The organism is Streptomyces sp. NPDC058665 (genome assembly GCF_042714995.1).
In the GTDB taxonomy this organism is placed as follows: domain Bacteria; phylum Actinomycetota; class Actinomycetes; order Streptomycetales; family Streptomycetaceae; genus Streptomyces.
Map to the genome: position 1 here is coordinate 72,061 of NZ_JBHXRX010000002.1, position 26,037 is coordinate 98,097.

The window sequence follows — 26,037 nt, forward strand, 5'->3', positions numbered from 1 at the left end:
GTAGCCGGTGCGGTTTCAGCTCCTCGGGCCGCTCAGCATCGCCGACGGCCCCGACACCGTCGTCCTCCAGCCCTCCAAGCCCACCATTCTCCTCGCCTCACTGCTCCTGCATGCGAACACGGTCGTCTCCGCCGACTACCTGCAGCGGACCATGTGGGGCGAGGAACAGCCGGCCACCTCACGGGCGGCGCTCCAGACCTGCGTACTGCGCCTGCGGCGGCTGTTCACCAAGCACGGGGTCACCGAGACACCCATCGAGGCGGTGCCCGGCGGCTACCGCATCACCGCCGGGCCCCGGCATCTCGACCTGATCGGTTTCCGGGAAGAGGTACGGCGCGCCGCGGACATCGCCGATCCCGAGAGCGAACTGCACGTGCTCAAAGGGGCGTTGTCCCTGTGGGAAGGCTCCGTCCTGGCCAACGTCCGCTCCGACGTGCTGCACCGCGACGAAGTCCCCCGGCTCGTCGAGGAGCGGCTGCGGACCCTGGAGCGCGCCTGCGACCTCAAGCTCCGGCTCGGCCGCTGCGGCGAGGCGCTGGTGGAGCTGTGGAGCGCCAGCCGCGCGCACCCCGGGCACGAGCGGTTCCGGGAACAGCTCATCGAGGCCCTGTACCGCACGGGCAGGCAGACCGAGGCGCTCGCCGAGTACCGGATGGTCAAGGAGTATCTGCTGGACGAGCTGGGCGTGGACCCGTCGCCCGCGCTGCGCCGGCTGGAGCTGGCCATTCTGCGCGGCGAGGATCTGGGACCGGCGGACGACCGGCCCCCGGCCGCCGCCCCGTACGTCTCCGGCGGTACGGGCGGCACGGGAGGTACGGGCGCCACGGGCGAGCGCCGGCTCACCGCCGCCCCCGCTGCCGCCCCGCTCGCGCCACCCTCCGCGATGGTGGGGCCGGTCCCCGCGGTGCGCTCCTTCACCGGGCGCGCCGCCGAGAGCGCCGCGCTGCTGGAGCGGCTGACCGTGCCCGGCCAGGAACCGGTCACCCTCCTGGTGTCCGGGGCGCCCGGCATCGGCAAGACCGCGCTCGCCCAGCACCTCGCCCACCAGGTCAGGGAGAGCTTCCCGGCGGGGCTGTTCATGGTGCGGATGGTCGCCCCGGACGGTACGCCCCGGGGCCCCGACGACGCCGCGGCCGAGGTGGCCGCCGCCCTGCGCGACCAGGTACGCGGCGAGCGCGCGCTGCTCGTGCTGGACGACGTGGTCGACGCCGACCAGGTCCGGCCGCTGCTGCCGGCCGGCACCGACGGCGCGGCGATCGTCACCAGCCGGCGTGGTCTCGCCGGACTCGTCGCCACCCACGGCGGCTGGGTGCTGCGGCTCGGCACCTTCGCCGAGGAGGAGTCGTACGAGCTGCTGCTCGCCGTACTCGGCTCCGAACGCGTCGACGCGGAACCGGACGCGGCCCGTCGGCTCGCCGAGGCCTGCGGCCACCATCCGCTGGCCCTGCGCATCATGTCGGCCCGGCTGCTCACCCGGCCCGCGCTGCGGCTGGCCGACTCCGTGAGCTGGCTGGCGGAGGACCCGCTGGCCCGGCTCTCGCTCGCCGACTCGCCCGATCTGTCGGTGCACCGCGTCCTGGGCGGGGCGCTCGACCGGCTCGACCCCCGGCTCGCCGACGCCTTCCTGAAGGTCGCCGCGCAGATCCCCGACCACTTCACGGCCGAGGACAGCGTGCGCGTACTCGGGATGCCGCCCGTCGAGGCGGACGACGTACTGGACCGGCTCGCCGACGCCGGACTGCTGGAAGAAGGGCCGCCCGGCCCGTACCGGGTGCACGAACTGCTCCGTGTGTACGCGCGCAGAACCGCGCCGTATCGATCCCGACCGATACAGAAGGTGTGAATCCCATGGCTGCAGAAGCGACAGAGACTCCGACGGCAGTCGCGCCTCCGGCCGCGCGGGCGGCACAGGCACCGGCACCGGCCCCGGCTGCCGCCACCGCCTTCGACGCCCTGGCCGGCACCCGCCCCCGCGTCCGCCGCGACGTGCTCTTCACCGAGACGCCCGGCGGGGTCCTCTTCCACAACGCCGACGGCGGCTTCCACCTCACCGGCCGTACCGCCTACCGCTTCGCCTCGCTGATGGTGCCCCACCTCGCCGGCCACCACCGTCTCGCCGACATCTGCCAGGGATTCGGCCCCGCCCAGCGGGCCATGGCCGCCGAACTGGTCAAGACGCTGTACGAGCGCGGCTTCGCCCGGGACATCCCCGAGGACGAGACCGCCCCCGGGGCCACTCCTGAGACCGCCTCCGGGAATTCCGCCGCCCCCGTCCCCCACGGCCTCACCGACGCGGTCACCACCCGCTTCGCCGCCCAGATCGCGTACGCCGACCACTACGCCGACGGCGCCCCCGCCCGCTTCCACCGCTACCGCACCACCCGCGTCGCGATCCTCGGCACCGGACCCGTCGCCCGCTGGTGCGCGCTGAGCCTCGTCCGCAACGGCGGCGCCCACCTCGCCGTCGAGGGCGACGCCGCCGGCGACCCGGCCCTGCTCGCCGAGATCGCCGAACTGGCCGGCCAGGACTGCCCGGTGACTCTCCACACCCTCCCCGCGCACCCCGCCTGGTCCGCACTCGACGGGCAGGACATCGTCGTCGTCACCGGCGCCGACGCCTCCCCGCGCACCCACGCGCTGCTGTCGGCGGGCGTGCCGGAGGGCACAACTCTCATCCCCGCCTGGACGTTCGGCCGCCGCTCGGTCACCGGGCCGCTCAGCAAGGCCGGTTCGGCCGGCTGCTGGTCCTGCGCGGTGCTGCGCCTCGGCGGCAACGCCGACGCCGCGGCAGCCGCCGACATCTGGAGCGAGGTCGCGGGCGGAGCCACCGCCCGCGCCGCCGGACACTCCCCGCTGACCGGCCCCGTCGCCGCGATGTCCGGCAACCTCCTCGGCTACGAGATCTTCCGCCTCACCACCGGCGTGCTGCCCGCCGAGACCGATGGCCAGGTCATCGTCCAGGACCTCGAATCGCTCGACGTCATGGCCGAGCCCGTGCAGCCCCACCCGCGCTGCGCGCTCTGCGCGCCCGCCGCCGCGACCCGGCGCCCCGCCCTGCCCGGCGGACTGCCCGGCGGACTGACGCTCCCCGTCACCCCGACCGTGGAGAGCGCGGGCGAGGCGGAGGCCCTGGTCGAGGACCTCAACCGGATCAGTACGGCGCTGGTGCGCCCCTTCACCGGCATCTTCGTCCGGTACGACGACGAGAGCCTCACCCAGACCCCGCTCAAGATCAGCCGCGTCGAACTGGCCGCCGGCCACGGACCGCGCAGGCGGATCGCCGCCTTCGACGTGCACCACCTGGCGGGCGCCCGGCTGCGCGCCCTGTACGCGGCGGCCGAGACGTACGTCGAGCACGTCGTGCCCGTGACCCCCGGGTCCGGTGCCCCCGCGTCCGCCGACGGCATCGCCGCCGTCGCCCCCGATCAGCTGACCACGGGCAGCGGCACCGGCGCGGCCGTCGAGGCGGTGGGCGCCTGGCTCACCGCGGCGTCGCTGCTCACCAAGGAGCCCGTGCGCGTACCGGCAGCCGCGGTACGGCCGTTCGGCCCGTACAACGCCGCGCGTCTGCACCAGCCGACCACCGCCGGTGCCGGCGCGGGCCCGAGCCCGCAGGAGGCGGCGGGCCGCGGGCTGCTCTCCGCGCTCGCCCACGGCGCGCTGCTCCGGGCGGTACGCGGCCAGGCGCGCTGCGCGCTCGTCACCTCCCCGGCGGTCGGTGAGCCGGACGCCGACCCGGAGCTGGTGTTCCTGCTCAAGTCCGTGCCGAACGTGGGCATCCGGGCCGAACTCGTCGACCTCGGCGAGCGGGAGCACTCCGGCGCCCATGTCGTCCTGGCCCGCGAGACGGGCGCCGCCGTCGGAGCCGAAGGGCACGGACGCTGGGCCGTCGCCGCCGGGCTCTCCCGGACCACGGCCGCCTGCGCCGCCCTGCGCGATCTGCTCGGCCAGGTGCAGCTCGACACCGAGGACCCGGACTCCACGGTCGACCTCGGCGACCCGCTGATGGGTGAACTCGCCGCCGCCACCGTGCCGTTGACCGGAGAACCGGTCGCCGCCGACGCGACCGCCACCACCTTCGACGCGGTGCTCGACCGGCTGCGCGAGGCCGGCCGGGACGTGCTGTACGTCGACACCACCCCGGCCGACCTGCCCGCAGGCGGCGTCAGCACGGCGCGCGTCCTGCTCACCACCGGCGCGGAAGGTGCGCCCGATGCCGGCTGATCCCTGGGAGCGGTCCGCCCGCGACCTCGCCACGCTGATGCGCCGCGGCTTCGAGGGGTCCTCCGCCACCCCCGCGCTCGACGTCGCGCCGCTCGGCGTCCGCGACGCGTTCGCGGGCGAGGAGCCTGAGGGCGAGGACGGCGGGGTGCCCGTACGGTTCTACGGCCGCCACGCGGTCGTCGGGCCCTTCACGGATCCCGGCGCGGAGGCCCGCCCCTGTGTCCGCTGTCTCGCCCGCCGCTGGCAGGGCGTGCGCTCCGTCGCCCTGCGCGAGGCCCTGGAGCTGGGCTCCGGCACCAGGGCCGCCGGGGAGTCGCCGTACATCACCCCGTTCGGCGCCGACGCCCTCGCCGGGATCGTCGCGGCCAGGCTCGCCGGGCAGGGGCCGTCGACCGGCTCCTTCCCGGCGGTCCACCTCCTGGACCTGGAGACCCTTCGGATACGGCACTACCCGCTCGTACCCGACCCCGAATGCCCCCGCTGCGGACGCGGCGAGGAGGACACCCCCGAGGCGGCGGTCCTCACACTCAACCCCGCGCCCAAGCACAGGCCGGGCAGCTTCCGGCTCCGCGACATCAGCGCGTACGAACTGCCCGCGGAGCCGTACGCCAATCCCGTCTGCGGCTCACTCGGCCCCTCCGTCGTGCACGACATCTCCTCCACGTCCACCTCGGCGACCATCGGCTGCTTCTCGATGCGCTCCGGCGACTATCTGCGCGAGACGTTCTGGGGCGGCCACGCCGACACCTTCGCGCAGAGCGTGCGCATCGGTGTGCTGGAGGGACTTGAGCGGTACGCCGGGATGCGCTCGCGCGCCAAGGCGGCTGGCGTGCACGGCTCGCTCGAAGGACTCAGGAAAGCCGGGGAACGCGTCCTGGACCCGCGTGAAGTCGGCCTGTACTCCGAGGAGTTCCACCGCGCCAACCCGCGCGTCACCCCCTTCCGCCCCGGCCGTGAACTCCCCTGGGTCTGGGGCTACTCGCTCCGCGACCACCAGCCGGTCCTCGTGCCGGAAGTGCTGACGTATTATCACGCGCCCGGTCTGGAGAACCGGTTCGTGCAGGAGAGCTCCAACGGCTGCGCGTCCGGCGGCTGTATGGAGGAGGCGATCTACTTCGGCCTCATGGAGGTCGTGGAACGCGACGCCTTCCTCCTCACCTGGTACGGGAAGGCCGCCCTCCCCGAACTCGACCCGCGCACCAGCACCCGCGCCGCCACCCGGCAGATGGTCGACCGCCTGGAGATGTACGGCTACGAGGCCCGCTTCTTCGACACCCGGATCAGCTTCCCCATCCCGGTCGTCACCGGCGTCGCGGTCCGCCCCGACGGCGGCAGGGGCCGGATGTGCTTCGGCGCGGGCGCCGGGCTCGACCCCGAGTCGGCCCTGGCGGGGGCGCTGTGCGAGATCGCCACGGACGCCGTCAACCTCCGGGGCCGCACCGAGCGCGACGAGGTCCGGCTGCGCGCTATGGCCACCGACTACGACAAGGTCGCCGCGCTGCACGACCACCCGCTCGCCTACGGCATCCCCGAGATGGGGAACAACGCCCACTTCCTGATCGGCGAGCCGGGCGCGCCCCGGCCGCGCAAGCGCTCGCTCACCGAGGCGTACGGCGACGGGTCGCTGCCGCCCGTCTCCGACGATCTGCGCGACGACCTGCTCCGGTGCGTAAGTGCCGTGACCGACAAGGGATTCGACGTGGTCGTCGTCGACCAGACCATGCCCGAACAGCGTGACCTCGGCCTGACGACGGTCTCCGTGCTGGTCCCCGGCCTGCTGCCCATCGACTTCGGCTGGACCCGGCAGCGCGCGCTCGGAATGCCCCGGCTGCGCACCGCCCTGCGCGAGGCGGGGCTGCGCGACCACGACCTGACCGACGCCGACCTGAACCTGGCGCCGCACCCCTTCCCCTGATCCGAAACCGACCCGCAACCCTGACCCGAACCCCTGAGAGGAGTCCCACCATGGGGTACGCCCATGACTACGCCGCCGCGATCATGCGGCGGGGCCGGGTCCCGATGGCACCGGCCGATTTCGTGCCGAACTGGTCCGACGGGCCGCGCAAGGCGAAGTACTACCCGGGGGTCGACAGCCTGCCGCTGCCCGCGTCCGGCTATCCGGCGGACGCGAGCCTGGACCGGGCCTTCGGCGGCAGCGGAGAAGCGCTCCCGGGGGCGTTCGACCTGACGTCGCTGTCCGGCATGCTCCTCGACTCGTACGGTCTGACCGGCCGCAGGCTCGGCGTCCAGGCCAACACCGACCTGAGCGCCCTGCCGTTCTACCCGCTCGCCAACTTCTCGCGCGGCTCCGCCTCCGGCGGCGGCCTCTACCCCGTGAGCGTCTACTGGGTCTCCGGACCGCGCGGACCGCTCACACCGGGTGTGCACTACTACTCCACCCGGCACCACACCATGCAGCGCCTGCTCACCGGAGACGTCTCCGGCGAGGTGCGCGAATCGCTGGGCGGGTATGCCATCGAGGCCTCCACCGACCAGTACCTGGTCCTGGGCATCAAGTACTGGCAGAACTCCTTCAAGTACAACAGCTTCTCCTTCCACGCCGTGAGCATGGACCTCGGCGCCGCCGTGCAGACCTGGCGCATGTGGGCGGGCGCCCGTGGGCTGTCCGTCGAGCCGGCGATGTGGTTCGACGAGGCACGGCTCCAGAGGCTGCTCGGGGTACGGGGCGAGGAGGAGGGCGTGTTCGCCGTCGTCCCGCTCAAGTGGGCCGGTACGGGGGCCGGTTCGCGTGCGAAGCCGCCGGCCCCAGGGAACGTCTCCGTACGGCGCCATGACATCGAGCGCTCGCGCGAGGTCTTCACCTTCGACGCGCTGCTCAAGATGCAGGCGACGACCTCCGCGCACGCCACCGAGCGGCCCGCACTCGGCGCGCTCGCCCCGGCCGCGGCGCCCCCGGCGAACCCGGAGCTGCCCCTCGCACCGCTGCCCGCCGCGCGGCCCATGCCCGCCGACGTACGGACAGCGCTGCGCCGCCGTCGCAGCAGCTTCGGCCGCTTCGACGCGAGCCGGCCGGTCACGGGTGAGCAACTGGCGGCCTGTCTCGCCGCGTCGAGCGAGGGCTCGCGCCTCGGCGGCGACACCGGCACCGGGGCGGGCGTCGACGGTGGCGGTGGCGGTGGCGGCGTGCGGCTCGCGAAGCTGTACGCCTTCGTGAACCACGTCGACGGCCTGGAGCCCGGCGCGTACGCGTACGACCCCGACGCCCACGAGCTGCGGCTGGTCAAGGCGGGCCGTCCCGGCGAGTTCCTCCAGCGCAACTACTTCCTCTCCAACTACAACCTGGAGCAGGCCGGCGCCGTACTGGTCCCCACGATCCGTACCTCCGCCGTCCTCGACGCCGTCGGCGACCGCGGCTACCGCCTCGTCAACGCCACCATAGGCGCCGTCGCCCAGTCCCTCTACACGGCGTGCGCCGCACTGGAGTTGGGCTGCGGTGTCGCCCTGGGCTTCGACAACGTCTCGTACATCGAGGAGCTGGGGCTCGACGCCACCGGCGAGGCCCCGCTCCTGATCATGATGGTCGGCAACGAGCGGCCCGCCCCCGCCGACTTCCGGTACGAGATCGCCTGAGCCGATGACCAGATGACTACCGGATGGGGGACAGGGATGCCCGACCAGGCGTACCAGACGCACGACCAGGACCCGAGACGCGCTTTCATGCTGCGCGTCGCCGGGCTGCCGATCGACACCGTGCGCGCCCTGCGCTGCCCGGCGAGCCGTCGCTGGGCGGACACCGTGCTCGCCGAGGAGGAGCGGCTGCGGGCGGCGGGGGAGCGCGTCGGCGATCTGCTGCACGACCTCGTCGGCCGCACAGGCGACGGCGCGGACGCCGGCCCCGGTGAGGCCGCCGACCGCCGCGCGCTGCTGAAGCTGCGCCGTGAGGTGTTCAACAACCGGCTCCCCCAGAAGCCGGACGGAGCACTGGAGTTGGTGACCGGGCGCGACACGGCGACGGGCGAGGCCCTGTCCCGCTGGCTGCTCGACCGCCGGGAGCTGGCCGAACTGCGGGCCACCGGCGCGGCGTTGTTCGCGGGCGAGAGCGCCGAGGCGCGCGCCGCGCTCCGCGACCTCGCGGGCGAGGACCGCCTGCGCAAGGGGCTGCTGCTGGCCTCGCCGACGCTCGACGCGCAGATCGACGCCTTCGTCACGCAGGGAGAGGGCAAGCCCGACAAGCGCCGCAGGAAGATCGAGCGCTCCCTGCTGTCGTACCTCTACCGCACCGTCTGCAAGACAAGCCCCTTCTCGACGTTCACGGGCGTCGCCCTCGGTGAGTTCCAGGACGGGCCTGCCGGGGACGGCGGCTTCGAGGTGCGCGTCGCCGATGAGTGGACCGGGCACGCGCGGCTCAACGTCGTCGCGCTGGGGCGGCTCGCCGAGTGCGTGATCGCCGATCCCGTACGCCGCGCGGATCTGCCCGTCGCCCCCGCGTCCGGCTGGGGCAGGGACGACGACCGGGTGCGTTACGTACGCCGCTGGGTCACCACCGGCGACGACGACACGGCCGTTACCTTCGACGCGGTGAAGGACCGGCTGTTCTTCCTGCGCCGCAGCGGCACGCTGGAGCGGCTGCTCGACTTCTTCGAGGAGCGTCCGGCCCTGCGCTACGGCGAGTTGGCGGCCTGGCTGGCGGACGACGCGGGCGCCGGGGCCGACGAGGCCGAGCAGTATCTCGCCGCGCTGCTGGACCTGGGCATGGTGCAAGTACCCGCGCTGCGTACGGCGGTTCATGACACCGACCCGCTGCGCGCCTTCCAGCGCTCCCTGCGCGAGCTCGGCCGGCCGTGGGCCACGGAGCTGGCCGGGCGGCTCGACGAGGCCGTGGCGCTGACCGACCGGTTCGCCGGCGCCGGGCCGGCCGAGCGCCGCCAGGTGCTCGGCTCGCTCAGGGCCACTCTCCAGGAGATCCAGTCGGGGCTCGGCGCAGAGAAGGCGCGCGTGCCGCAGACCCTGCTGTACGAGGACGCGGCGGCCGGACGCGAGACGGCCATGGACCTCGGCGCGTGGCGCGAGCTGACGGCGGGGCCGCTCAGCAGGGTGGAGGGCGTGCTCCCCGCGTTCGATCTGACGCTGCCTCAGCGAGTCACGTTCAAGGGGTTCTTCCTCGCGCGATACGGACAGGGCGGGCGCTGCGACGATCTCCTCAAGCTGGTGCACGACTTCCACGAGGACTTCTTCGACCAGTACATGACCTTCACCGGGAGCCGGACCACCTTCGACGCGGACGGGCGGTACGTGCCCGAGGTGAACTGGCTCGGGCTGCCGCAGCTCAAGGCCATCGACACCGCGCGGCAGCTGTTCACCGAGAGGATGCGCGCCCTCTGGGCCTCGGAGGGCGACAGCGACGAGATCGACCTCGACACCGGCTTCCTCGCCGATGTGACCGCCGAACTCGCCCCGGCCGCACCGAAGTTCGCCCCCATGAGCCACCACATCCAGCTCGCCGACCGCCCGCACGACCCGCTGGTCGTTCTCAACCGCTCCTACGGCGGTCTGTCCTTCCCGTTCAGCCGCTTCACCCAGTGTTTCGACGGGCTCGACACCGCCCTGCTGGCCGACGCGGCCCAAGTGCAGCCGCGGGGAGCGGTGTTCGCCGAGGTCACCGGCGGTCCGGTCACCAGCAATCTCAATCTGCACGGGCGGCTGACCGAGTACGAGATCGTCTGCCCCGGCGAGAGCGGCACGCTGCCGGATGAGTACCGCATCGACCTGGACGACCTGTTCATCGAGCACGACGAGACCGCCGACCGGCTGGTGCTGCGCTCGACCCGGCTCGGCCGCGAGGTCGTCCCCGTCTACCTCGGCTACCTCGTCCCGCTCGCCCTGCCCGAACTGCCCCGCACCCTGCTGCTCCTCTCGCCGACCTCGATGGCCCCGCTGAACGTGTGGGGCGGGGTCCCGGAGGGCGAGCCCGTGGGCGGTGTCAGCCACAGGCCGCGCGTGCGGCACGGCAGCGTCGTCCTGAGCAGGCGCAGTTGGAGCGCGCCCGCCGCGGAGCTTCCGCTGCACGCGCACGCGCCGGGGGTCTCCGACGACGAGTGGTTCCTCGGCTGGCACCGCTTCCGCCGGGCGACCGGGCTGCCCGACCGGGTCTTCGTGACCGTCTCGGACAGCGGGGCGCGCGGCGCGACGGGCGCGAAGCCGCAGTATCTGGACTTCGACAGCGCCCTCTCGCTCGCCGCGTTCGAGGCACTGCTCAAGACGGCCGAGGCGCGCGTCGTCTTCCGCGAGATGCTGCCGGACGAGGACGGCCTGCACGCAGTCTCCGGCCGGGGCCGTCATGTCGCCGAACTGGCCGTGGAAACGCTGGCCGGCGCGCCTCCCATTCGCAGAGAACTCGTATCCGCACGGAGGGATGCCTCATGACCGGCACCGCACCCGCCCCCGGCGCCGCACCCGCCCCCGCCCCCGGCACCGCACCCGCCCCCGGCGACTGGCAGGCCACGCACGTCTTCTACGCCGCCAACCCCCGGCCCTTCCTGCTCCAGTGCGTGCGCCCGCTCGTCGCCGAGCTGGAGGCCGAAGGCCTGATCGACACCTACTTCTTCATGAACTACTGGCTCGAAGGCCCGCACGTACGGCTGCGGATCAAGCCCGTCTCCGCGGCCGTCGCCGCCACCGTGCGCACCCGCACCGAGCAGGCCGTCGACGCCTTCCTGACCGAGCGGCCCGCGCTGTACGAGGTCGACTCCGGCTTCCTCAACGACTTCTACAACACGCTCTTCGAGATCGAGTTCCCCGGCAGCGAGCGCGGCCACTACATGGACGACCAGGGCCGGATGAAGCTGCGCCCCAACAACTCGCGCAGCGCCGAGCCGTACGAGCCGGAGTACGGCAAGTACGGCGGCCCCGCCGGGATCGAGCTCGCCGAGTGGCACTTCAGGCACTCCAGCGATCTCGTCATCGAGGCCCTGCGGACGAAGAACCTGCACCTGCGGACCGTGCTGCTCGGCACGTCCGCGCAGCTGATGATGGTGATGGCGGGCACCTTCCTGCCCGACGACCGGGAGCTGACCGAATACCTGGAGAGCTACTACGAGTTCTGGCACACCGCGTTCCCCGGCACCGGCTTCATCGGCACCGTCGAGTACGACAAGAACTACGCGGCGATGGCCCCCGGCCTCACCGACCGGTTCGCCCGCATCAGGTCGGCCGTCGGCGTGGGTGAGCCCGGCAGGCTGCCCGCCTTCCTCGCGGGCTGGGCCGAGCACTGCGCCGAACTGAACCGGCGCGCCCGGGAGTTGGCGCTGGCCGGCGAGCTGGTCTTCCGGTCCTGGGACGGGGAGCGGGACGAGTGCGTGAGTGACCCGGCGGTCGCGCTGCCGCTGCTGCTCTCCCCGTACATGCATATGACGAACAACCGGCTGCATGTCACCATCCGCGACGAGGCCTATCTCTCGCACGTGCTGGGCCGGACACTGCGGGAGGCGGTGGCCGCCCCGTGACCGCGCCCACCGACCGCCGTGCGAAGGACGGTCGTCCGACGGACCGCTACCGGCCGTCCCTGCGCCCCGGCGTGCTGGTCAGCGACGCGTTCCTGCTCGGCGCGCGGACCGTGCATCTGGTGAAGAACCCCCGGAGCGGCAAGTCGTACGAGGTCGGGGTCAAGGAACACTTCCTGATCGCGCGCATGGACGGCACGCGAGGTCTGGACGAGCTGGGCGCCGAGTACGCGGCGGAGTACGGCAAGCGCCTCGGCGACGCCAACTGGCAGCAGTTGCTGGGCATCCTGGGCGCCCGGGGACTGCTGGCCGGCGGCCCCGAGAGCGCGCGGACCGAGACCGCCGACACCGCCGAGGAACCGCCGAAGCCCCCGCGCACCCTGCTGCGCGGCACGCTCCCCCTCGTCGCCGACGCCGACGCGACGGCCGAACGGCTCCACCGCGCCGTCGGCTTCCTGCTCGCCGCGCCCTTCATGGTCCCGCTGCTGCTCCTGATCACCGCCATGGAAGCGGTCGCCGTCGCGCGGCTCGGTGAACTCGTCGACGGGGCGGTGGCGCTCTTCACCAACCCGGTCCTGCTCGCCGGCGCCGCCGCGCTGCTCTGGTTCAGCACGGCGCTGCACGAACTGGCCCACGGGGTGGTGGCGAGACGCTACGGCGGGCAGGTCGCCGAGATCGGACTGCGCTGGCGCCTGCCCGTCGTGATCATGTACTGCACGGTCGACAACTACCAGTATCTGCGGACCCGTTGGCACCGGATCGCGACAGCCGTCGCGGGCGCGGTGATGAATCTGGCCGTCCTGCTGCCGTTCTGCGCGGTGTGGCTGTTCGCGCCGGTGGACGACGCGACCGGCGAGGCGCTGGCCGGGCTGCTGCTCCTCGGCGGTGTGCAGGCGCTGGCCATGCTCGTACCGTTCCCGCCGCTCGACGGCTACAAGATCGCCGCGCAGCTGTGCGGCGCGACCGGACTCGCCGCGTCCAGCAAGGAGTACGTACGGCTGGCCGTGCGGCGCGATCCGGCGGCGAAGGCGTACCCGCGCCGGGCCCGTACCGCCTATCTCGCCTACACCGTCGGCTCGTCGCTCGTACTCGCCGTGATCCTCGCGGCGGTCGCCGCCCTGATCGTCCATCTCTTCGCCGCGTAGCCCCGCACACCGTCCCGCTTCCAAGGAGACCCGCATGACCCCCACACCCACCGGCACCGACGGCCCCGCCGTCGTCCTCGACACGATCCACAAGCGGTACGGGGAGAAGCGCGCGGTCGACGGCATCTCGCTGACCGTGCCGCGCGGCGAGTTCTTCGGTCTGCTCGGGCCCAACGGCGCGGGCAAGACGACCCTGGTCGAGATCATGGAAGGGTTGCGCCGCCCCGACTCGGGCACGGTCACCGTCCTCGGCCGGCACCCCTGGCCGCGCGACCCGGAGCTGCTGCCACGGCTCGGCGTACAGACCCAGTCGTCCGCCTTCTTCGTACGGCTCACGGCGCGCGAGCACCTGGAGACGGTCGCCGCGCTCTACCGGGCCGACCGGGAGGCGGCCGGGCGCTCCCTGGCCGCCGTCGGCCTCACCGACCAGCGCGACGTGCGCGTCGACGACCTCTCCGGCGGCCAGCGCCAGCGCCTGGCCATCGCGTCCGCGCTCGTCCACGACCCCGAACTGATCTTCCTCGACGAGCCGACGGCCGCACTCGACCCGCAGGCCCGCCGCGCGCTGTGGCAGGTGCTGCGCGCGCTCAAGGGCGCCGGCCGGACCATCGTCTACACCACGCACCACCTGGACGAGGCCGAGGCGCTCTGCGACCGCGTCGCGATCGTCATCGACGGCCGGATCGTGGCGCTGGACACACCGGGCAAGCTCGTCGCCGCCAGCAGCTCGGTCACCCGTCTGCTCGTCCCCGCCGACCGGCTGTCGCTCACCGACGCGCGGGCCATCCCCGGAGTGCTGCGGGCCACCGAGGACGGCGACCAGATCGTGCTGGAGACCGAGGACTCGGGCCCGGTGCTCTCCGCGGTCGACGCGCTCGCCGGACTGCACGGCGTCCAGACGCGCACGGCCAGCCTGGAGGACGTGTACCTCGAACTGACCGGCAGCCCGCAGGCCTAGGGCATGTCCGACGCGCGAGCCGAGAACCGAGAGACGGAGCGACGACCATGAGCACCACGAGCGCATCGGGCACCCAGCCCACGACACCGACGGCACGCACACGCGCCATGAGCGCCTACTCCGCGCTGAGCCAGGCGGGTTACAAGGCGTACACGCGCGACAAGACCACGCTGTTCTTCACCTTCGCCTTCCCTCTCCTCTTCCTCGTCGTCTTCGGCCTGATCTTCCACGGCATGACCGTCGAGGAGAGCGGGCGCCCGTACATCAACTACATCGCGCCCGGCGTGCTGTCGTGGGGTGTCGCCAACGCCGCCGTCTTCGGCGTCGGGTTCGTCATCATGCAGTGGCGCCGCGACGACATCCTGCGGCTGATCCGGATGACGCCGACGCCGCTGCCCACGATCCTCGGCTCGCGCTATGTGCTGGCGCTGGCCATCGGCACCGTGCAGGCCGCGATGTTCGTCCTCGTCGCGATGCTGCCGTTCTTCGGCCTCGAACCGGCCGGGAGCTGGCCGCTGGCGCTGCCGGTGCTGTTCCTCGGCATCACCGCGTTCCTCGCGGTCGGCGTGATCGTCGGCTCGTTCGCGAGGACTCCGGAGGCGGTCGCCGCCGTCGCCAACTGCCTGATGGTGCCGATGGCGTTCCTGTCCGGCTCGTTCTTCCCGCTCGACGCCATGCCGGGCTGGATGCAGAACGTGTCCCTGGTGCTGCCGCTGCGCTACTTCAACGACGGTATCTCCGCCGCGATCACCGGTGACGGCGGCGGGGGAGACATCCTGGTGGCCTGCGGCGGCGTCACCGCCTTCGCCGTCGTCTTCGGCGCGATAGCGCTCAAGACCTTCCGCTGGAGCGATCAGTCATGACGACAGCGACCGCCACAGGTGCGCCGGGGGTTGCCGACGGCTCCCCCCTGGAGCGCGGCCGTGCCCGCCTCCAACAGGCCCTGACCGTACGGTACGAGGCGGCCGGCCCGCGCACCGCGGAGCTGCCCGCGCCGCTCGTGGTGCCCCTCGGAGGCGCCGACGTCCTCGGCTTCGGGCACCCCGACCCGTACGCCGCCCTGCGTCCGGCGGCCAACGTGCAGCTCACCTCCCGCGCCGCCCTCGTCGGACCCTGGGGCGGCGACATCCGACCCGGCACCGGGCCCGCCTGCGGCCAGTGCCTCGCCATGCGCTGGCAGCGGCTGCGCAGCCGCTCCGAGCGGGAGGCACTGGAGCTGGGCCACGAACCGCACGGCGCCGCCGACTGGCCGCTGCTCACGGACTACGCGGTCGACGCGGTCTGGGCGGCGTATCTCGCCGTCCGTACGGGGGAGTTCACCCCGCCCGCCACCACCGCCGCCGACCGCGAGCTGCCCCAGGTCACCCGCGTCGACCTCGGCACCCTCGCCACCGCGACGTTCCCGCTGCTGCCCGAACCGCTCTGCCCCTCCTGCGTCCCCGAGCGCCCCGACACCGCGAGCGACGCGCGCATGCGTCTGACGGCCCGGCCCAAGCCGGACCCCGCCGGCTACCGGCTGCGCCCGCTCGGCGCGTACCCGCTGCCGACCGCCGCGCTCGCCAACCCCGTCTGCGGGGCGCTCGGTTCGGACACCTGGATCAACCCCGCCTCGACGACGACGGCACCCGTCGCCGGGACCCACTTCGTCCGCGGTTACGCGGGCCTCAACGACGTCACCTGGAGCGGGCAGGCCAACAGCTACTCCACCAGCCGGAGACTGGCCTTCCTGGAGGGACTTGAGCGGTACGCGGGCACCCACCGGCGCCGTGGCACGAGCCCGGTCGTCGACTCGTACAACAACCTCGCCCACGACGCGCTGAACCCGGCGGACTGCGGCTTCTACGCGGACGCGACGTACGAGAAGGACCATCTGGTCAGCCGGTTCGACCCGGACCGGCCGATCCCGTGGGTGTGGGGCCACTCGCTGCGCGACGAGCGCCCGATCCTGGTCCCGGCGCGGCTGGCGCACTACAGCGCGGGCGTCGACGCCGACAACTTCGTCTTCGAGTGCTCCAACGGCTGTGCCACCGGCGGCAGTCTGGAGGAGGCGATCCTCTTCGGGCTGCTGGAGCTGATCGAACGCGACGCGTTCCTGCTCGCCTGGTACGGCCGAGCCCGGCTCACCGAGATCGACCTCGGCTCGTGCCGGGGCGGCGCGATCCGCACCATGCTCGACCGGGCCGCGCTGCACGGCTACGACGTGCATGCCTTCGACACCCGGATGGACCTCGCCGTACCCGTCGTCACCGCCCTCGCGGTCCGGCGCGACGGCGGTCTCGGCACACTCTCCTTCAGCGCCGCCGCCGGCTTCGACCCGGAGGGCACCGTCGACGCGGCCCTCTCCGAAGTCCTCACCTACATCCCCCACTTGCCCTACCAGGTCGCCGAACGCGAGGGCGAGCTGCGCGAGATGGCCCGCGATCACCGCAAGGTCCTGCACCTCAAGGACCACGCGCAGCTGTACGGCCTGCCGGAGATGACGCACCACGCGCGCGAGTACCTGGAGCCGACGGCCGTGCGCCCGCTGGCGGAGACGTACGCCGACTGGGCCCCGGTCCGCCCGCGCACCGGCGATCTGCTGGACGATCTGCGGCTGCTGCGCGACGAGTTGGCGGGCGCCGGGTACGACGTGATCGCCGTCGACCAGACGACGCCGGAGCAGCGGCGGATGGGGCTGCACACGGTGAGCACGACCGTGCCCGGTCTGCTGCCGCTGGACTTCGGCTGGACCCGGCAGCGCGCCCTGCTGATGCCGAGACTGCGGACCGCGCTGCGGGCGGCCGGGCGGCGCGTGGACGATCTGCCGGAGTCGGCGATCAAGGCGGTCCCGCATCCGTTCCCGTAGCTCCACGGACAACACGACGACCGGCCCCTCGCCCGGTACGGGAGGAGGGGCCGGTCGCTCGCTGCGAAGCCGGATCAGGCGGAGCAGGAGGTGGTGCTGGTGGTGCTGGAGCAGGTCGACGTCGAGGAGGACGACGTGGAGCCGGCGAGGACGACCTCGACCGCGTCCGAGTAGTCCGAGATCTCGAAGGTCTCCGACTCCAGCTCCAGGATCTCGTCGGCGAGGGTGGCGAGACCGGTCTTCGGGGCCATGGGGTTCTCCTTCGGTCACCGGGGCTTCACCGGCTTCTCCGGCGGCGCTCCCTTGCGATGTCCTCATTCCACCGGCGCCCGCTGTCAGTTCGGCCCGGCTTTCGCTGTCACACCGCTGACACCTGGTGTCAGTGGAATGTGCGTTCCGCTGCGCATGGCCTGCCGCACGCTCGGACCTCAAGAAAAGCTCAAGCGAGGAGGTGAACGGCGTATGACCGACGCCCTGGACGAGTCCACGCCCCCGGCACCCGCACACCCCGCCGACGTACCGCGCGACATCCTGCGCGGCGCGCTCGGGCTGTATCTCGAACTCCACGCCCACCCCGAGCTGTCCGGCGCCGAGTCGGAGACCGCCGAGCGCTTCGCCGCCCGGCTCGCCGGTGACGGCGCCGCTGTCACCCGGGGCGTCGGTGGCCACGGCGTCGTCGGTGTCCTGCGCAACGGCGTGGGCCCCACCCTCATGCTCCGCGCCGAGCTGGACGCCCTGCCTGTCGGGGAACGCACCGGCCTGGCGTACGCGAGCACCGTCCCCGGCGCCATGCACGCCTGCGGCCACGACCTCCATCTCGCCTCGGCGGCGGGCGCGTTGGCCCTGGTCGCCCGGGAGCCGGAGACCTGGAGCGGCACCCTCCTGGTCGTCGGCCAGCCCGCCGAGGAGACCCTCGAAGGGGCGGAGGCGATGCTCGCCGACGGTCTCTACGAGCGGTTCGGCGTCCCCGACGTGGTCATCGCCCAGCACGCGGCGCCCTTGCCGGCCGGGATCCTCGCGCACGGCCGGGGCCCGATGATGGCGGCGAGCGCCGCGCTGGAGGTCGTCGTGCACGGCTACGGCGGCCACGCGGGCACCCCGCAGCTGACCGTCGATCCCGTCGTGACCGCCGCCGCGACCGTCATGCGCCTCCAGACGGTCGTCTCCCGCGAGACGGCGCCGTCCGACCAGGTCGTCCTGACCGTCGGCTCCCTGCGCGCGGGCAGCCGCGGCAACGTCGTCCCTGACGACGCGGAGCTGAGCATCACCGTCCGCGCGGCCACCGACCAGGCCCTGGAGCGGGCCCTGGCGGCGGGGATACGGATCGTACGGGCCGAGTCCGCGGCCTCCGGCTGCCCCAGGGACCCCGACATCACGCTCGTCTCCCGCTCATCGGCCCTGCTGGCCGATCCGGCGGTCACCGCGAGCGTACGGGCGGCCCACGAGAGGGAGTTCGGCCCGCACCGGGTGGCCGACTGGCCGGGCTCGATGGCCACCGAGGACTTCCCCCGCTTCGCGGTCGACGGCGTACGGACGGCATACTGGATGGTCGGTACGGCGTCCCCGAGCCAGTGGCGCGCCGCACGCACGGGCGGCCGGCCGGTACCGCCCAACCACTCGGCGGAGTTCGCCCCCGACGTACGGACCGCCCTGCCGGCCGGTATCGCGGCCATGGCGACCGCCGCCAGGCAGCTGTTCAAGGAGACGCGTTGACGATGACGGCCCAGTGGCACGGGTTCACGGACATCGAGGACGTCCCCCGGTACGTGGAGGTGGTGACGGTCCGCGAGGACAGTACGGCCCCGTCCGCCGAGACGACGGCGATCCGTCTGGTCGGTCTGCTGCCCGCGCACTGGAGATGCGTCCCCGAGGTCGCGGGCGACCGGGTGCGGCTGTGGATCGAGCGGGAGCGCGGGACGAGCGACACCGACATCCGCCGCAGGGTCCGGGAGGTCCTGGCGGACACGGCGCTGTGGGGCTGGGCGGAACAGCGCTGACCGGTCCTGACGGCCCGTCAGTTCCGGGTACGGCCCCCGCCCGGTCGACTCACCGCCTGGTCAACTCCCCGTCAGATCCAGCCCCGTTCGCGGGCCAGCAGCGCGCCCTGTGCGCGGCTCGCGGCACCGAGGGCCTGGAGCAGGTCCGCCACGTGTCTTCGGTACGTACGGACCGAGATCCCCAAGTCCCGGGCGCCCGCCTCGTCCTTGCCCACCGTGCACATCGAGATCAGCACCTGCTGCTCGATCTCACTGAGCCCGCCCACCGCGTCGGCGGTCTCCTCCTTCACGGCCAGCAGATCGTCCGCCTGCGCCCAGATCTTCTCGAACAGGGCGATGATGTTGGCGACGAGCCCGCTCTTGTGGGCCAGCAGCGCCCCGCGCGCGGTGTTCTGCGGATCGACCGGGACCAGGGCCGTACGGCCGTCGTACACCAGGATCCGCTCGGTGATGTTCTCCGCCACCCTGATGTGCGCCCCGCGTTTGACCAGTTCGCGCAGGTACTCATGGGTGGGCAGGTCGTCCAGCGCGGCGGTGTGCACGACATTGCGGATGCGCACCCCGCGCCGAAGACATCGCAGGTCCAGCGGGCGGGACCGTTCGATGTTCTCCGGCGAGAGCTTCGTGTACGGCTCCACGGACAGGATCTCGTCGCGCGCGAAGAAGGCGAGATCGTCGATCCGGTTCCGGATCTCGGTCAGGCCCTCCAACTGCTCGATGCCCTGCACCGGGGGCAGCCGTGACCCCTGCTCGGCACGGAGACCGTCCACGAGGTCGCGCGCCTGCATCACCAGGCGCAACTCCTCGTGGAGCGCGTTGAGTCGGGCGTCGGTCAGCCGCGCGAGCGCCACGCCGGGGTCGGCGGGCGAGACCCGGTGGTGGTCGCTGTCGGGGTGGAGCAGCCCCAGCTCCCGCAGCCGGTCGAGGCTTGCTCGGGCGTCGTCCTGTTCGGTGTGCACCAGCAGATGGATGTCGTCCGCCGAGGTGTCCGGGTTACGGAGAAAATGGCGGTAGATCTCTTCCTCGGTCGGAGTGACACCGAAGACGGACATCTCGTTGTCGCCCAAGACTTGGCCTCCGCTGGTCGATCGGTGCACGCCGAGGAGAGAGTAAAGGCAAACCCATGACTCTGTAACTGATCTTCCGGGGAACTGCGCGCCAGATGTGGGTGAACCAGGCATGACGTAAACACCCGCCGCCGCCCGCCCGGCGCGCCGGATTGCGAAATGGCTCGCGGGCGCACGCGGACCTCCCCCCCGTGTCCGGTCTTCGGCAGTCTCCCCGATGGAATCCGCGTAGTACATGGAGTAAACGGCGGTAACCCGCCTGAGTCGGCGGAGGGTGGGCTTCCGATGACTGGAATATCACCGTGGCGCGTCCTGACCACTCCCCGCGCACGGCGCCCGCCGCGCCTTCCCGGGTCGGCGGGCGCAGCCATGTCACGAGGCCCGCGAGCGCCGATCGCGCAGAGTGACGCCGTGGCTTTCTCCGTGCCCGGCAGCCGGGCTCCGCACCCTCCCGCGCGGCGGCTGTCCGTCCGGGGTCGTACGCTGGGAGCCCCCCGGCCCGTGAGACGTGTCGGGCCCTTCGCGTTGCGGTGACGCGCCTCGCGTCGGTTCGTAAGCCCCCGCCTCACCCCTGGATCCGGACGGAAACCCCTTCATGAGCCTGCACGGTCTGCTCGACGCCGTTGTACGAGACCCGGCGCTCGCCGAAGCGGTCGGCGCCGCCGCCGACGGACATCGCTCGCACGTCGACCTGGTCGGGCCGCCCGCGGCCCGGCCCTTCGCCGTCGCCGCGCTCGCGCGCGACGCTGGCCGGCCCGTGCTCGCCGTCACCGCGACCGGGCGGGAGGCCGAGGATCTCGCCGCCGCGCTGCGGTCGCTGCTGCCCGCCGACTCCGTCGCGGAGTTCCCGTCCTGGGAGACCCTGCCGCACGAGCGCCTGTCGCCCCGCAGCGACACCGTCGGCCGCCGGCTCGCCGTGCTGCGCCGACTCGCGCACCCCCGCGCCGACGATCCCGGCGCCGGACCGGTCAGCGTCGTTGTCGCGCCCATCCGCTCTGTGCTCCAGCCGCAGGTCAAGGGCCTCGGCGACCTGGAGCCCGTCTCGCTGAGCAGCGGCGGCACCGCCGATCTGAACGAGGTGACGCAGGCGCTCGCGGCCGCCGCGTACGCCCGCGTCGAACTGGTCGAGAAGCGCGGCGAGTTCGCCGTACGAGGCGGCATCCTGGACGTCTTCCCGCCCACCGAGGAGCACCCCCTGCGGGTGGAGTTCTGGGGCGACGACATCGAGGAGATCCGCTACTTCAAGGTCGCCGACCAGCGGTCGCTCGAAGTCGCCGAACACGGACTGTGGGCGCCGCCCTGCCGTGAGCTGCTGCTCACACCGCGGGTACGGGAGCGGGCCGCCGCCCTCGCCGAGGTGCACCCCGAGCTGGCCGGCATGCTCGGCAAGATCTCGGAGGGCATCGCGGTCGAGGGCATGGAGGCCCTGGCACCGGTCCTCGTCGACGACATGGAGCTGCTGCTCGACGTCCTGCCCGCCGGCTCGATGGCCCTGGTCTGCGACCCCGAGCGCGTCCGCACCCGGGCCGCCGACCTCGTCGCCACCAGCCAGGAGTTCCTCCAGGCGTCCTGGGCGGCCGGAGCGGGCGGCGGCGAGGCGCCCATCGACGTCGGCGCGGCCTCGCTCTGGGGCATCGCGGACGTCCGGGACCGGGCCCGTGAGCTGGGGATGATGTGGTGGTCGGTGGCGCCCTTCGCCGCCGACGAGGAACTGTCCGACGACACCCTCAAGCTGGGCATGCGCGCCCCGGAGACGTACCGGGGCGACACCGCCCGCGCCCTCGCCGACACCAAGGGCTGGCTCGCCGACGGCTGGCGCACCGTGTACGTCACCGAGGGCCACGGCACCGCCGCCCGTACCGTCGAGGTGCTGGGCGGCGAGGGCATCCCCGCCCGGCTCGACACCCCCGAGGCACGCGGCGGCCAGGGTCTCGCCGAGATCTCCCCAGCCCTCGTGCACGTGGCGTGCGGCTCGATCGACTACGGCTTCGTGGACCCGGCGCTCAGGCTCGCCGTCCTCACCGAGACCGATCTGTCCGGCCAGAAGGCGGCGGGCAAGGACGGCGTACGGATGCCGACCAAGCGCCGCAAGACGATCGACCCGCTCACCCTGGAGGCGGGCGACTACATCGTCCACGAGCAGCACGGCGTCGGCCGGTACGTGGAGATGGTGCAGCGCACCGTGCAGGGCGCGACCCGCGAGTATCTGCTCGTCGAGTACGCCCCCGCCAAGCGCGGTCAGCCCGGCGACCGTCTCTACATCCCCACCGACCAGCTCGAACAGGTCACCAAGTACGTCGGCGGCGAGGCCCCCACCCTGCACCGCCTCGGCGGCGCCGACTGGACGAAGACCAAGCAGCGCGCCAAGAAGGCGGTCAAGGAGATCGCCGCCGACCTGATCAGGCTCTACTCGGCGCGCATGGCGGCGCCCGGCCACGCCTTCGGCTCGGACACACCCTGGCAGCGGGAGCTGGAGGACGCGTTCCCGTACGTGGAAACTCCCGACCAGCTCTCCACCATCGCCGAGGTCAAGGAGGACATGGAGAAGACGGTCCCGATGGACCGGCTGATCTGCGGCGACGTCGGCTACGGCAAGACGGAGATCGCCGTACGCGCCGCGTTCAAGGCCGTCCAGGACGGCAAGCAGGTCGCCGTCCTCGTCCCCACGACGCTGCTCGTGCAGCAGCACTTCGGCACCTTCTCCGAGCGGTACGGGCAGTTCCCCGTGGTCGTGAAGGCCCTGTCCCGTTTCCAGAGCGACACCGAGGCGAAGGCGACCCTCGAAGGGCTGCGGGAGGGGTCGGTCGACATCGTCATCGGTACGCACCGCCTCTTCTCCTCCGAGACGAAGTTCAAGGATCTCGGTCTGGTCATCGTGGACGAGGAGCAGCGCTTCGGCGTCGAGCACAAGGAGCAGCTGAAGAAGCTCCGCGCCAACGTCGACGTGCTGACCATGTCCGCGACGCCGATCCCGCGCACGCTGGAGATGGCGGTGACCGGCATCCGCGAGATGTCGACCATCACCACTCCGCCGGAGGAGCGGCACCCGGTGCTGACCTTCGTCGGCCCGTACGAGGAGAAGCAGATCGGCGCGGCCATCCGGCGTGAACTGCTGCGCGAGGGCCAGGTCTTCTACATCCACAACCGCGTCGAGTCCATCGACCGCGCCACGGCCCGGCTGCGCCAGATCGTCCCCGAGGCGCGGATCGCGACCGCGCACGGCCAGATGTCCGAACAGGCCCTGGAACAGGTCGTGGTGGACTTCTGGGAGAAGAAGTTCGACGTCCTCGTCTCCACCACGATCGTGGAGTCCGGCATCGACATCGCCAACGCCAACACCCTGGTGGTGGAGCGCGGTGACAACTTCGGCCTCTCCCAACTGCACCAGCTGCGCGGCCGGGTGGGACGCGGCAGGGAGCGCGGCTACGCGTACTTCCTCTACCCGCCGGAGAAGCCGCTGACCGAGACCGCGCACGAACGCCTCGCGACGATCGCCCAGCACACCGAGATGGGCGCCGGCATGTATGTCGCGATGAAGGACCTGGAGATCCGCGGCGCGGGCAATCTGCTCGGCGGGGAGCAGTCCGGGCACATCGCGGGCGTCGGATTCGACCTGTACGTACGCATGGTGGGCGAGGCCGTCGCGGACTACCGCGCGGCGGTCGACGGCACGGTGCAGGAGGAGCCGCCGCTGGAGGTCAAGATCGAGCTGCCGGTCGACGCGCACGTCCCGCACGACTACGCGCCCGGCGAGCGGCTGCGCCTCCAGGCGTACCGGGCCATCGCCTCGGCCAACTCGGAGGCCGACATCGCCGCCGTACGGGAGGAGCTGACGGACCGTTACGGCAAGCTCCCCGAACCGGTCGAGAACCTCCTGCTGGTGGCGGGTCTGCGGATGCTGGCGCGGGCGTGCGGGGTCGGTGAGATCGTCCTCCAGGGGTCCAACATCCGCTTCGCACCGGTGGAGTTGAGGGAGTCGCAGGAGCTGCGGCTCAAGCGCCTCCATCCCCGTACGGTGATCAAGCCGACGGCCCATCAGATCCTGGTGCCTCGCCCCACGGCGGGCAAGATCGGCGGCAAGCCGGTGGTCGGACGCGAACTGCTGTCGTGGACGGGGGAGTTCCTGGCGACGATCCTGGGGTCGTGACCACCTCCAGAAAACGCACGCCGGCGCTCCTCGTCGCCGCCCTCGCCGCCTCGCTCCTCGCGGGGTGCGACGCCCTCGACTCCGCCGATGTCGACGACAGCACCCCGGACGGGCGGGCGACGAGCCCGCTCAAGAACACCGACGGCACCGCGCCGGGTCTCGCGCCCCTGACCGGGGACGCGGACCTGGCGGCGGCCCGGAAGCTGATCGACGGGCTGGCGGTGAAGGGGCGCGGCCCCAGGACCGGTTACGACCGGGACGAGTTCGGCTACGCGTGGATGGACACGGCCGACGGGGTACCGCTCGCGAGAAACGGCTGCGACACCCGTAACGACCTCCTGAAACGCGACGGGCAGGAGATCGAGTTCCGGTCCGGCTCCGACTGCGTGATCGTCTCGATGACGCTGCACGACCCGTACACCGGCAAGGACATCGCCTGGAAGAAGCAGCGGGCGACGGCGGTCCAGATAGACCACCTGGTGCCGCTCTCCTACAGCTGGCAACTGGGCGCGGCCCGCTGGAACGAGTCCAAGCGCGAGCGACTGGCGAACGATCCCCTGAACCTGCTGCCGGTCGACGGCCCCACGAACAGCGGCAAGGGCGACTCGGGCCCCGCCTCCTGGCTCCCCCCGAACAGAGGCATCCGCTGCGCGTACGTGGTGCGCTTCGCGCAGGTGGCCCTCAAGTACGAGATGCCGGTGACGGCCCCGGACAAAGAGATGATGCTGCGGCAGTGCGGTGAAATCCGACGTGAACGGTGAGAGGACCCCGGCGGTGCCGCCGGGGTCCTCGTGTGGCGTCAGCCGTGCTGCTTGGCCCGGCGGCTCCGGTTGAAGACCATCGCGCCACTGGCGAAGACGACCGCGCCCAGGCCCGCCACCGCCGCGGGCACGGCGACGGCAGACTCTTCGGTGGAGGCCGCCACCTTCTCAGCGGCCTTGGCGTGGTTGGCGTGGTTCGCGTGGCCGGCGGCGTGGATCGGGTCGGCCTCGGTGTTCTTGAAGTCCGCCCCGAGCGCCTCGACCTCGGCAGCCGACTTCTCGCCGCCCGCCAGACCGGTGACCTGACCGCTGCCGCCGTCGAAGACGACGTCGGAGCAGGAGAAGAAGTTCTCCTGGCTGTCCGAGCGGATCCACTGGATGAAGAGCATGTGCTGACCGCTCCGCTGCGGTAACTGGAGGTTCCAGTAGTAGTGGCCTCCCTCTGTGCCCACACCACCGGACTGCGGAGGGTTGGTCACCGTCTGGAGGTGGTCCAGGTCGCCCCACGCGAGGGCCTTGGCCGGGCTCCACCCGCTCTTGGTGAGGTACACCTCGAACTTGCCCGGGTGAGCGGCCCAGTTGCTGTACTTGAGCTGGATGTTCGCACCCGAGGACAGGTGCGTCTTCGGCCAGTCGGTGCGGACCGCGTTGTACGCGGAGAAGTTGTACGGGCTCCGGTCGCCCGCGCTGCACAGCTTCCCGTCCGGGACGTAACCCGCGCCCCTGCCGCCGGCGTTGGAGTCCAGAACGGCGAACCAGTTGTACAGCGGGGTGGTACCGCTCTGCCGGACCGCCTGGGCGCAGGCCGGGTTGGACGGCATCTGGGTCGAGCTGTTCTGGATCAGGTCCTTGTAGCACAGGCTGGTGCGCGAGCCGGGCATGATGCTGACGCCGTGCGCCGATGCCGGGGACGGCACGGACAGCACCGCGGCGGCAACGCCCGCGACCCCGGCTAGGGCCAGCGTGCGCCGGGCACGGACCGAGTTGATGGCCATGAGGTGGTCTCCTTCGTGAAGGTTCTCTTTCAAGTACTGACCGATCGGCGGGGATCTGTCGTGGGCGTCGCCCTGTGCCTGGAGCCGACCGGGAGGAGGGCAGGCCGGAGCAGACGGGCAGACTCCCGTGACGCGGGTTTACTTGCGTGTTCTGGGCAGTCCCGGACCCGGCGATCAACCTGACAGAGGGTCTGGCGTGCGGTGGGGGGTACTGATGGGAGCGCTCCCACAAGCAACGTAGCGCGCGCGAGTTGAGTAGTAAATGCCCGCGCGGCGTCTGAAGAAGCCTTGGCTTGATCCGTCGATCCGGGCTCGATGGCACGTTCTGCTGATTCGCCATTCAGCTCCAAGTATTGACAGGGCTAGGTCAAGACCTAACGATGGGAGCGCTCCCATCGTTAAGAACGTGCAACTGAACCGGGCTTAAGAGCACATCTT

At 72.2% G+C, this 26,037-nt stretch carries 17 protein-coding genes; 14 read left to right on the forward strand and 3 right to left on the reverse strand.

The features are described 5' to 3' along the window. The first annotated feature begins 7 nt into the window (after positions 1-7). From ACFWV8_RS01730 to ACFWV8_RS01775, 10 genes are all read left to right on the forward strand, one after another. Positions 8-1,843, forward strand: a complete 1,836-nt coding sequence (locus tag ACFWV8_RS01730; RefSeq protein WP_384197021.1) for a BTAD domain-containing putative transcriptional regulator — start codon at positions 8-10, stop codon at positions 1,841-1,843. Between the two features lie 5 nt (positions 1,844-1,848). Next, entirely contained in the window at positions 1,849-4,224 is a 2,376-nt protein-coding gene (locus ACFWV8_RS01735; protein WP_384197023.1) for a TOMM precursor leader peptide-binding protein, read from the forward strand. Next, on the forward strand, positions 4,214-6,139 hold the full coding sequence (locus ACFWV8_RS01740; RefSeq protein ID WP_384197024.1) for a TOMM precursor leader peptide-binding protein: 1,926 nt from the start codon (positions 4,214-4,216) through the stop codon (positions 6,137-6,139). Before ACFWV8_RS01735 ends, ACFWV8_RS01740 begins: the two co-directional genes overlap by 11 nt. A gap of 50 nt (positions 6,140-6,189) precedes the next feature. Further along, positions 6,190-7,815 (forward strand): nitroreductase family protein, encoded by a 1,626-nt coding sequence (locus tag ACFWV8_RS01745; RefSeq protein ID WP_384197025.1) that lies wholly within the window; start codon positions 6,190-6,192, stop codon positions 7,813-7,815. A 36-nt stretch (positions 7,816-7,851) separates the two neighbouring features. Beyond that, positions 7,852-10,608: a lantibiotic dehydratase gene (locus ACFWV8_RS01750; RefSeq protein ID WP_384197027.1), complete on the forward strand. Its 2,757-nt coding sequence runs from the start codon at positions 7,852-7,854 to the stop codon at positions 10,606-10,608. After that, positions 10,605-11,687 carry a lantibiotic dehydratase C-terminal domain-containing protein gene (locus tag ACFWV8_RS01755; protein WP_384197029.1) on the forward strand — a complete coding sequence of 361 codons (1,083 nt, stop codon included), beginning with the start codon at positions 10,605-10,607 and terminating at the stop codon, positions 11,685-11,687. Before ACFWV8_RS01750 ends, ACFWV8_RS01755 begins: the two co-directional genes overlap by 4 nt. Further along, on the forward strand, positions 11,684-12,829 hold the full coding sequence (locus ACFWV8_RS01760) for a site-2 protease family protein (protein WP_384197030.1): 1,146 nt from the start codon (positions 11,684-11,686) through the stop codon (positions 12,827-12,829). The genes ACFWV8_RS01755 and ACFWV8_RS01760 overlap by 4 nt, the downstream gene beginning before the upstream one ends. A gap of 34 nt (positions 12,830-12,863) precedes the next feature. Further along, positions 12,864-13,787 carry an ABC transporter ATP-binding protein gene (locus tag ACFWV8_RS01765; protein WP_384197032.1) on the forward strand — a complete coding sequence of 308 codons (924 nt, stop codon included), beginning with the start codon at positions 12,864-12,866 and terminating at the stop codon, positions 13,785-13,787. Positions 13,788-13,894: 107 nt separating this feature from the next. Further along, positions 13,895-14,650, forward strand: coding sequence for an ABC transporter permease (locus ACFWV8_RS01770; protein ID WP_329392404.1), 756 nt, complete (start codon positions 13,895-13,897; stop codon positions 14,648-14,650). Further along, the gene (locus ACFWV8_RS01775; protein ID WP_384197034.1) at positions 14,647-16,632 is read left to right on the forward strand and encodes a TOMM precursor leader peptide-binding protein; all 1,986 of its coding nucleotides are present in this window, start codon (positions 14,647-14,649) and stop codon (positions 16,630-16,632) included. Before ACFWV8_RS01770 ends, ACFWV8_RS01775 begins: the two co-directional genes overlap by 4 nt. Positions 16,633-16,706: 74 nt before the next feature. On the opposite strand, the gene ACFWV8_RS01780 is transcribed toward ACFWV8_RS01775, so the two are convergent. Next, positions 16,707-16,883, reverse strand: coding sequence for a thiazolylpeptide-type bacteriocin (locus ACFWV8_RS01780; protein ID WP_189109547.1), 177 nt, complete (start codon positions 16,881-16,883; stop codon positions 16,707-16,709). 211 nt (positions 16,884-17,094) lie between these two features. Between ACFWV8_RS01780 and ACFWV8_RS01785 the strand changes: the two genes are divergently transcribed. Next, positions 17,095-18,345, forward strand: coding sequence for an amidohydrolase (locus ACFWV8_RS01785; RefSeq protein WP_384197035.1), 1,251 nt, complete (start codon positions 17,095-17,097; stop codon positions 18,343-18,345). Positions 18,346-18,347: 2 nt separating this feature from the next. Next, positions 18,348-18,629 carry a hypothetical protein gene (locus ACFWV8_RS01790; RefSeq protein WP_329386800.1) on the forward strand — a complete coding sequence of 94 codons (282 nt, stop codon included), beginning with the start codon at positions 18,348-18,350 and terminating at the stop codon, positions 18,627-18,629. Positions 18,630-18,700: 71 nt separating this feature from the next. Here ACFWV8_RS01790 and ACFWV8_RS01795 read toward each other — a convergent pair whose 3' ends face one another. Next, complete coding sequence (locus ACFWV8_RS01795; RefSeq protein ID WP_384197204.1) at positions 18,701-19,681, reverse strand: helix-turn-helix transcriptional regulator; 981 nt, start codon at positions 19,679-19,681, stop codon at positions 18,701-18,703. Positions 19,682-20,291: 610 nt separating this feature from the next. Here ACFWV8_RS01795 and mfd point away from each other — a divergent pair. Both mfd and ACFWV8_RS01805 read left to right on the forward strand, forming a co-directional pair. Then, positions 20,292-23,843, forward strand: coding sequence for a transcription-repair coupling factor (gene mfd / locus ACFWV8_RS01800; protein ID WP_384197037.1), 3,552 nt, complete (start codon positions 20,292-20,294; stop codon positions 23,841-23,843). Further along, on the forward strand, positions 23,840-24,604 hold the full coding sequence (locus ACFWV8_RS01805) for an HNH endonuclease family protein (protein WP_384197039.1): 765 nt from the start codon (positions 23,840-23,842) through the stop codon (positions 24,602-24,604). The genes mfd and ACFWV8_RS01805 overlap by 4 nt, the downstream gene beginning before the upstream one ends. Positions 24,605-24,642: 38 nt before the next feature. Here ACFWV8_RS01805 and ACFWV8_RS01810 read toward each other — a convergent pair whose 3' ends face one another. After that, entirely contained in the window at positions 24,643-25,599 is a 957-nt protein-coding gene (locus ACFWV8_RS01810; RefSeq protein ID WP_384197040.1) for a lytic polysaccharide monooxygenase, read from the reverse strand. Positions 25,600-26,037 lie beyond the last annotated feature (438 nt).

Excerpts from the sequence above, each read along its gene's own strand:
- ACFWV8_RS01735 (WP_384197023.1), top strand. The coding sequence starts at position 1,849 with ATGGCTGCAGAAGCGACAGAGACTCCGACGGCAGTCGCGCCTCCGGCC.
- ACFWV8_RS01740 (WP_384197024.1), top strand. The coding sequence starts at position 4,214 with ATGCCGGCTGATCCCTGGGAGCGGTCCGCCCGCGACCTCGCCACGCTG.
- ACFWV8_RS01745 (WP_384197025.1), top strand. The coding sequence starts at position 6,190 with ATGGGGTACGCCCATGACTACGCCGCCGCGATCATGCGGCGGGGCCGG.
- ACFWV8_RS01750 (WP_384197027.1), top strand. The coding sequence starts at position 7,852 with ATGCCCGACCAGGCGTACCAGACGCACGACCAGGACCCGAGACGCGCT.
- ACFWV8_RS01755 (WP_384197029.1), top strand. The coding sequence starts at position 10,605 with ATGACCGGCACCGCACCCGCCCCCGGCGCCGCACCCGCCCCCGCCCCC.
- ACFWV8_RS01765 (WP_384197032.1), top strand. The coding sequence starts at position 12,864 with ATGACCCCCACACCCACCGGCACCGACGGCCCCGCCGTCGTCCTCGAC.
- ACFWV8_RS01770 (WP_329392404.1), top strand. The coding sequence starts at position 13,895 with ATGAGCGCCTACTCCGCGCTGAGCCAGGCGGGTTACAAGGCGTACACG.
- ACFWV8_RS01775 (WP_384197034.1), top strand. The coding sequence starts at position 14,647 with ATGACGACAGCGACCGCCACAGGTGCGCCGGGGGTTGCCGACGGCTCC.
- ACFWV8_RS01780 (WP_189109547.1), bottom strand. The coding sequence starts at position 16,883 with ATGGCCCCGAAGACCGGTCTCGCCACCCTCGCCGACGAGATCCTGGAG.
- ACFWV8_RS01785 (WP_384197035.1), top strand. The coding sequence starts at position 17,095 with ATGACCGACGCCCTGGACGAGTCCACGCCCCCGGCACCCGCACACCCC.
- ACFWV8_RS01790 (WP_329386800.1), top strand. The coding sequence starts at position 18,348 with ATGACGGCCCAGTGGCACGGGTTCACGGACATCGAGGACGTCCCCCGG.
- ACFWV8_RS01795 (WP_384197204.1), bottom strand. The coding sequence starts at position 19,681 with ATGTCCGTCTTCGGTGTCACTCCGACCGAGGAAGAGATCTACCGCCAT.
- mfd (WP_384197037.1), top strand. The coding sequence starts at position 20,292 with ATGAGCCTGCACGGTCTGCTCGACGCCGTTGTACGAGACCCGGCGCTC.
- ACFWV8_RS01810 (WP_384197040.1), bottom strand. The coding sequence starts at position 25,599 with ATGGCCATCAACTCGGTCCGTGCCCGGCGCACGCTGGCCCTAGCCGGG.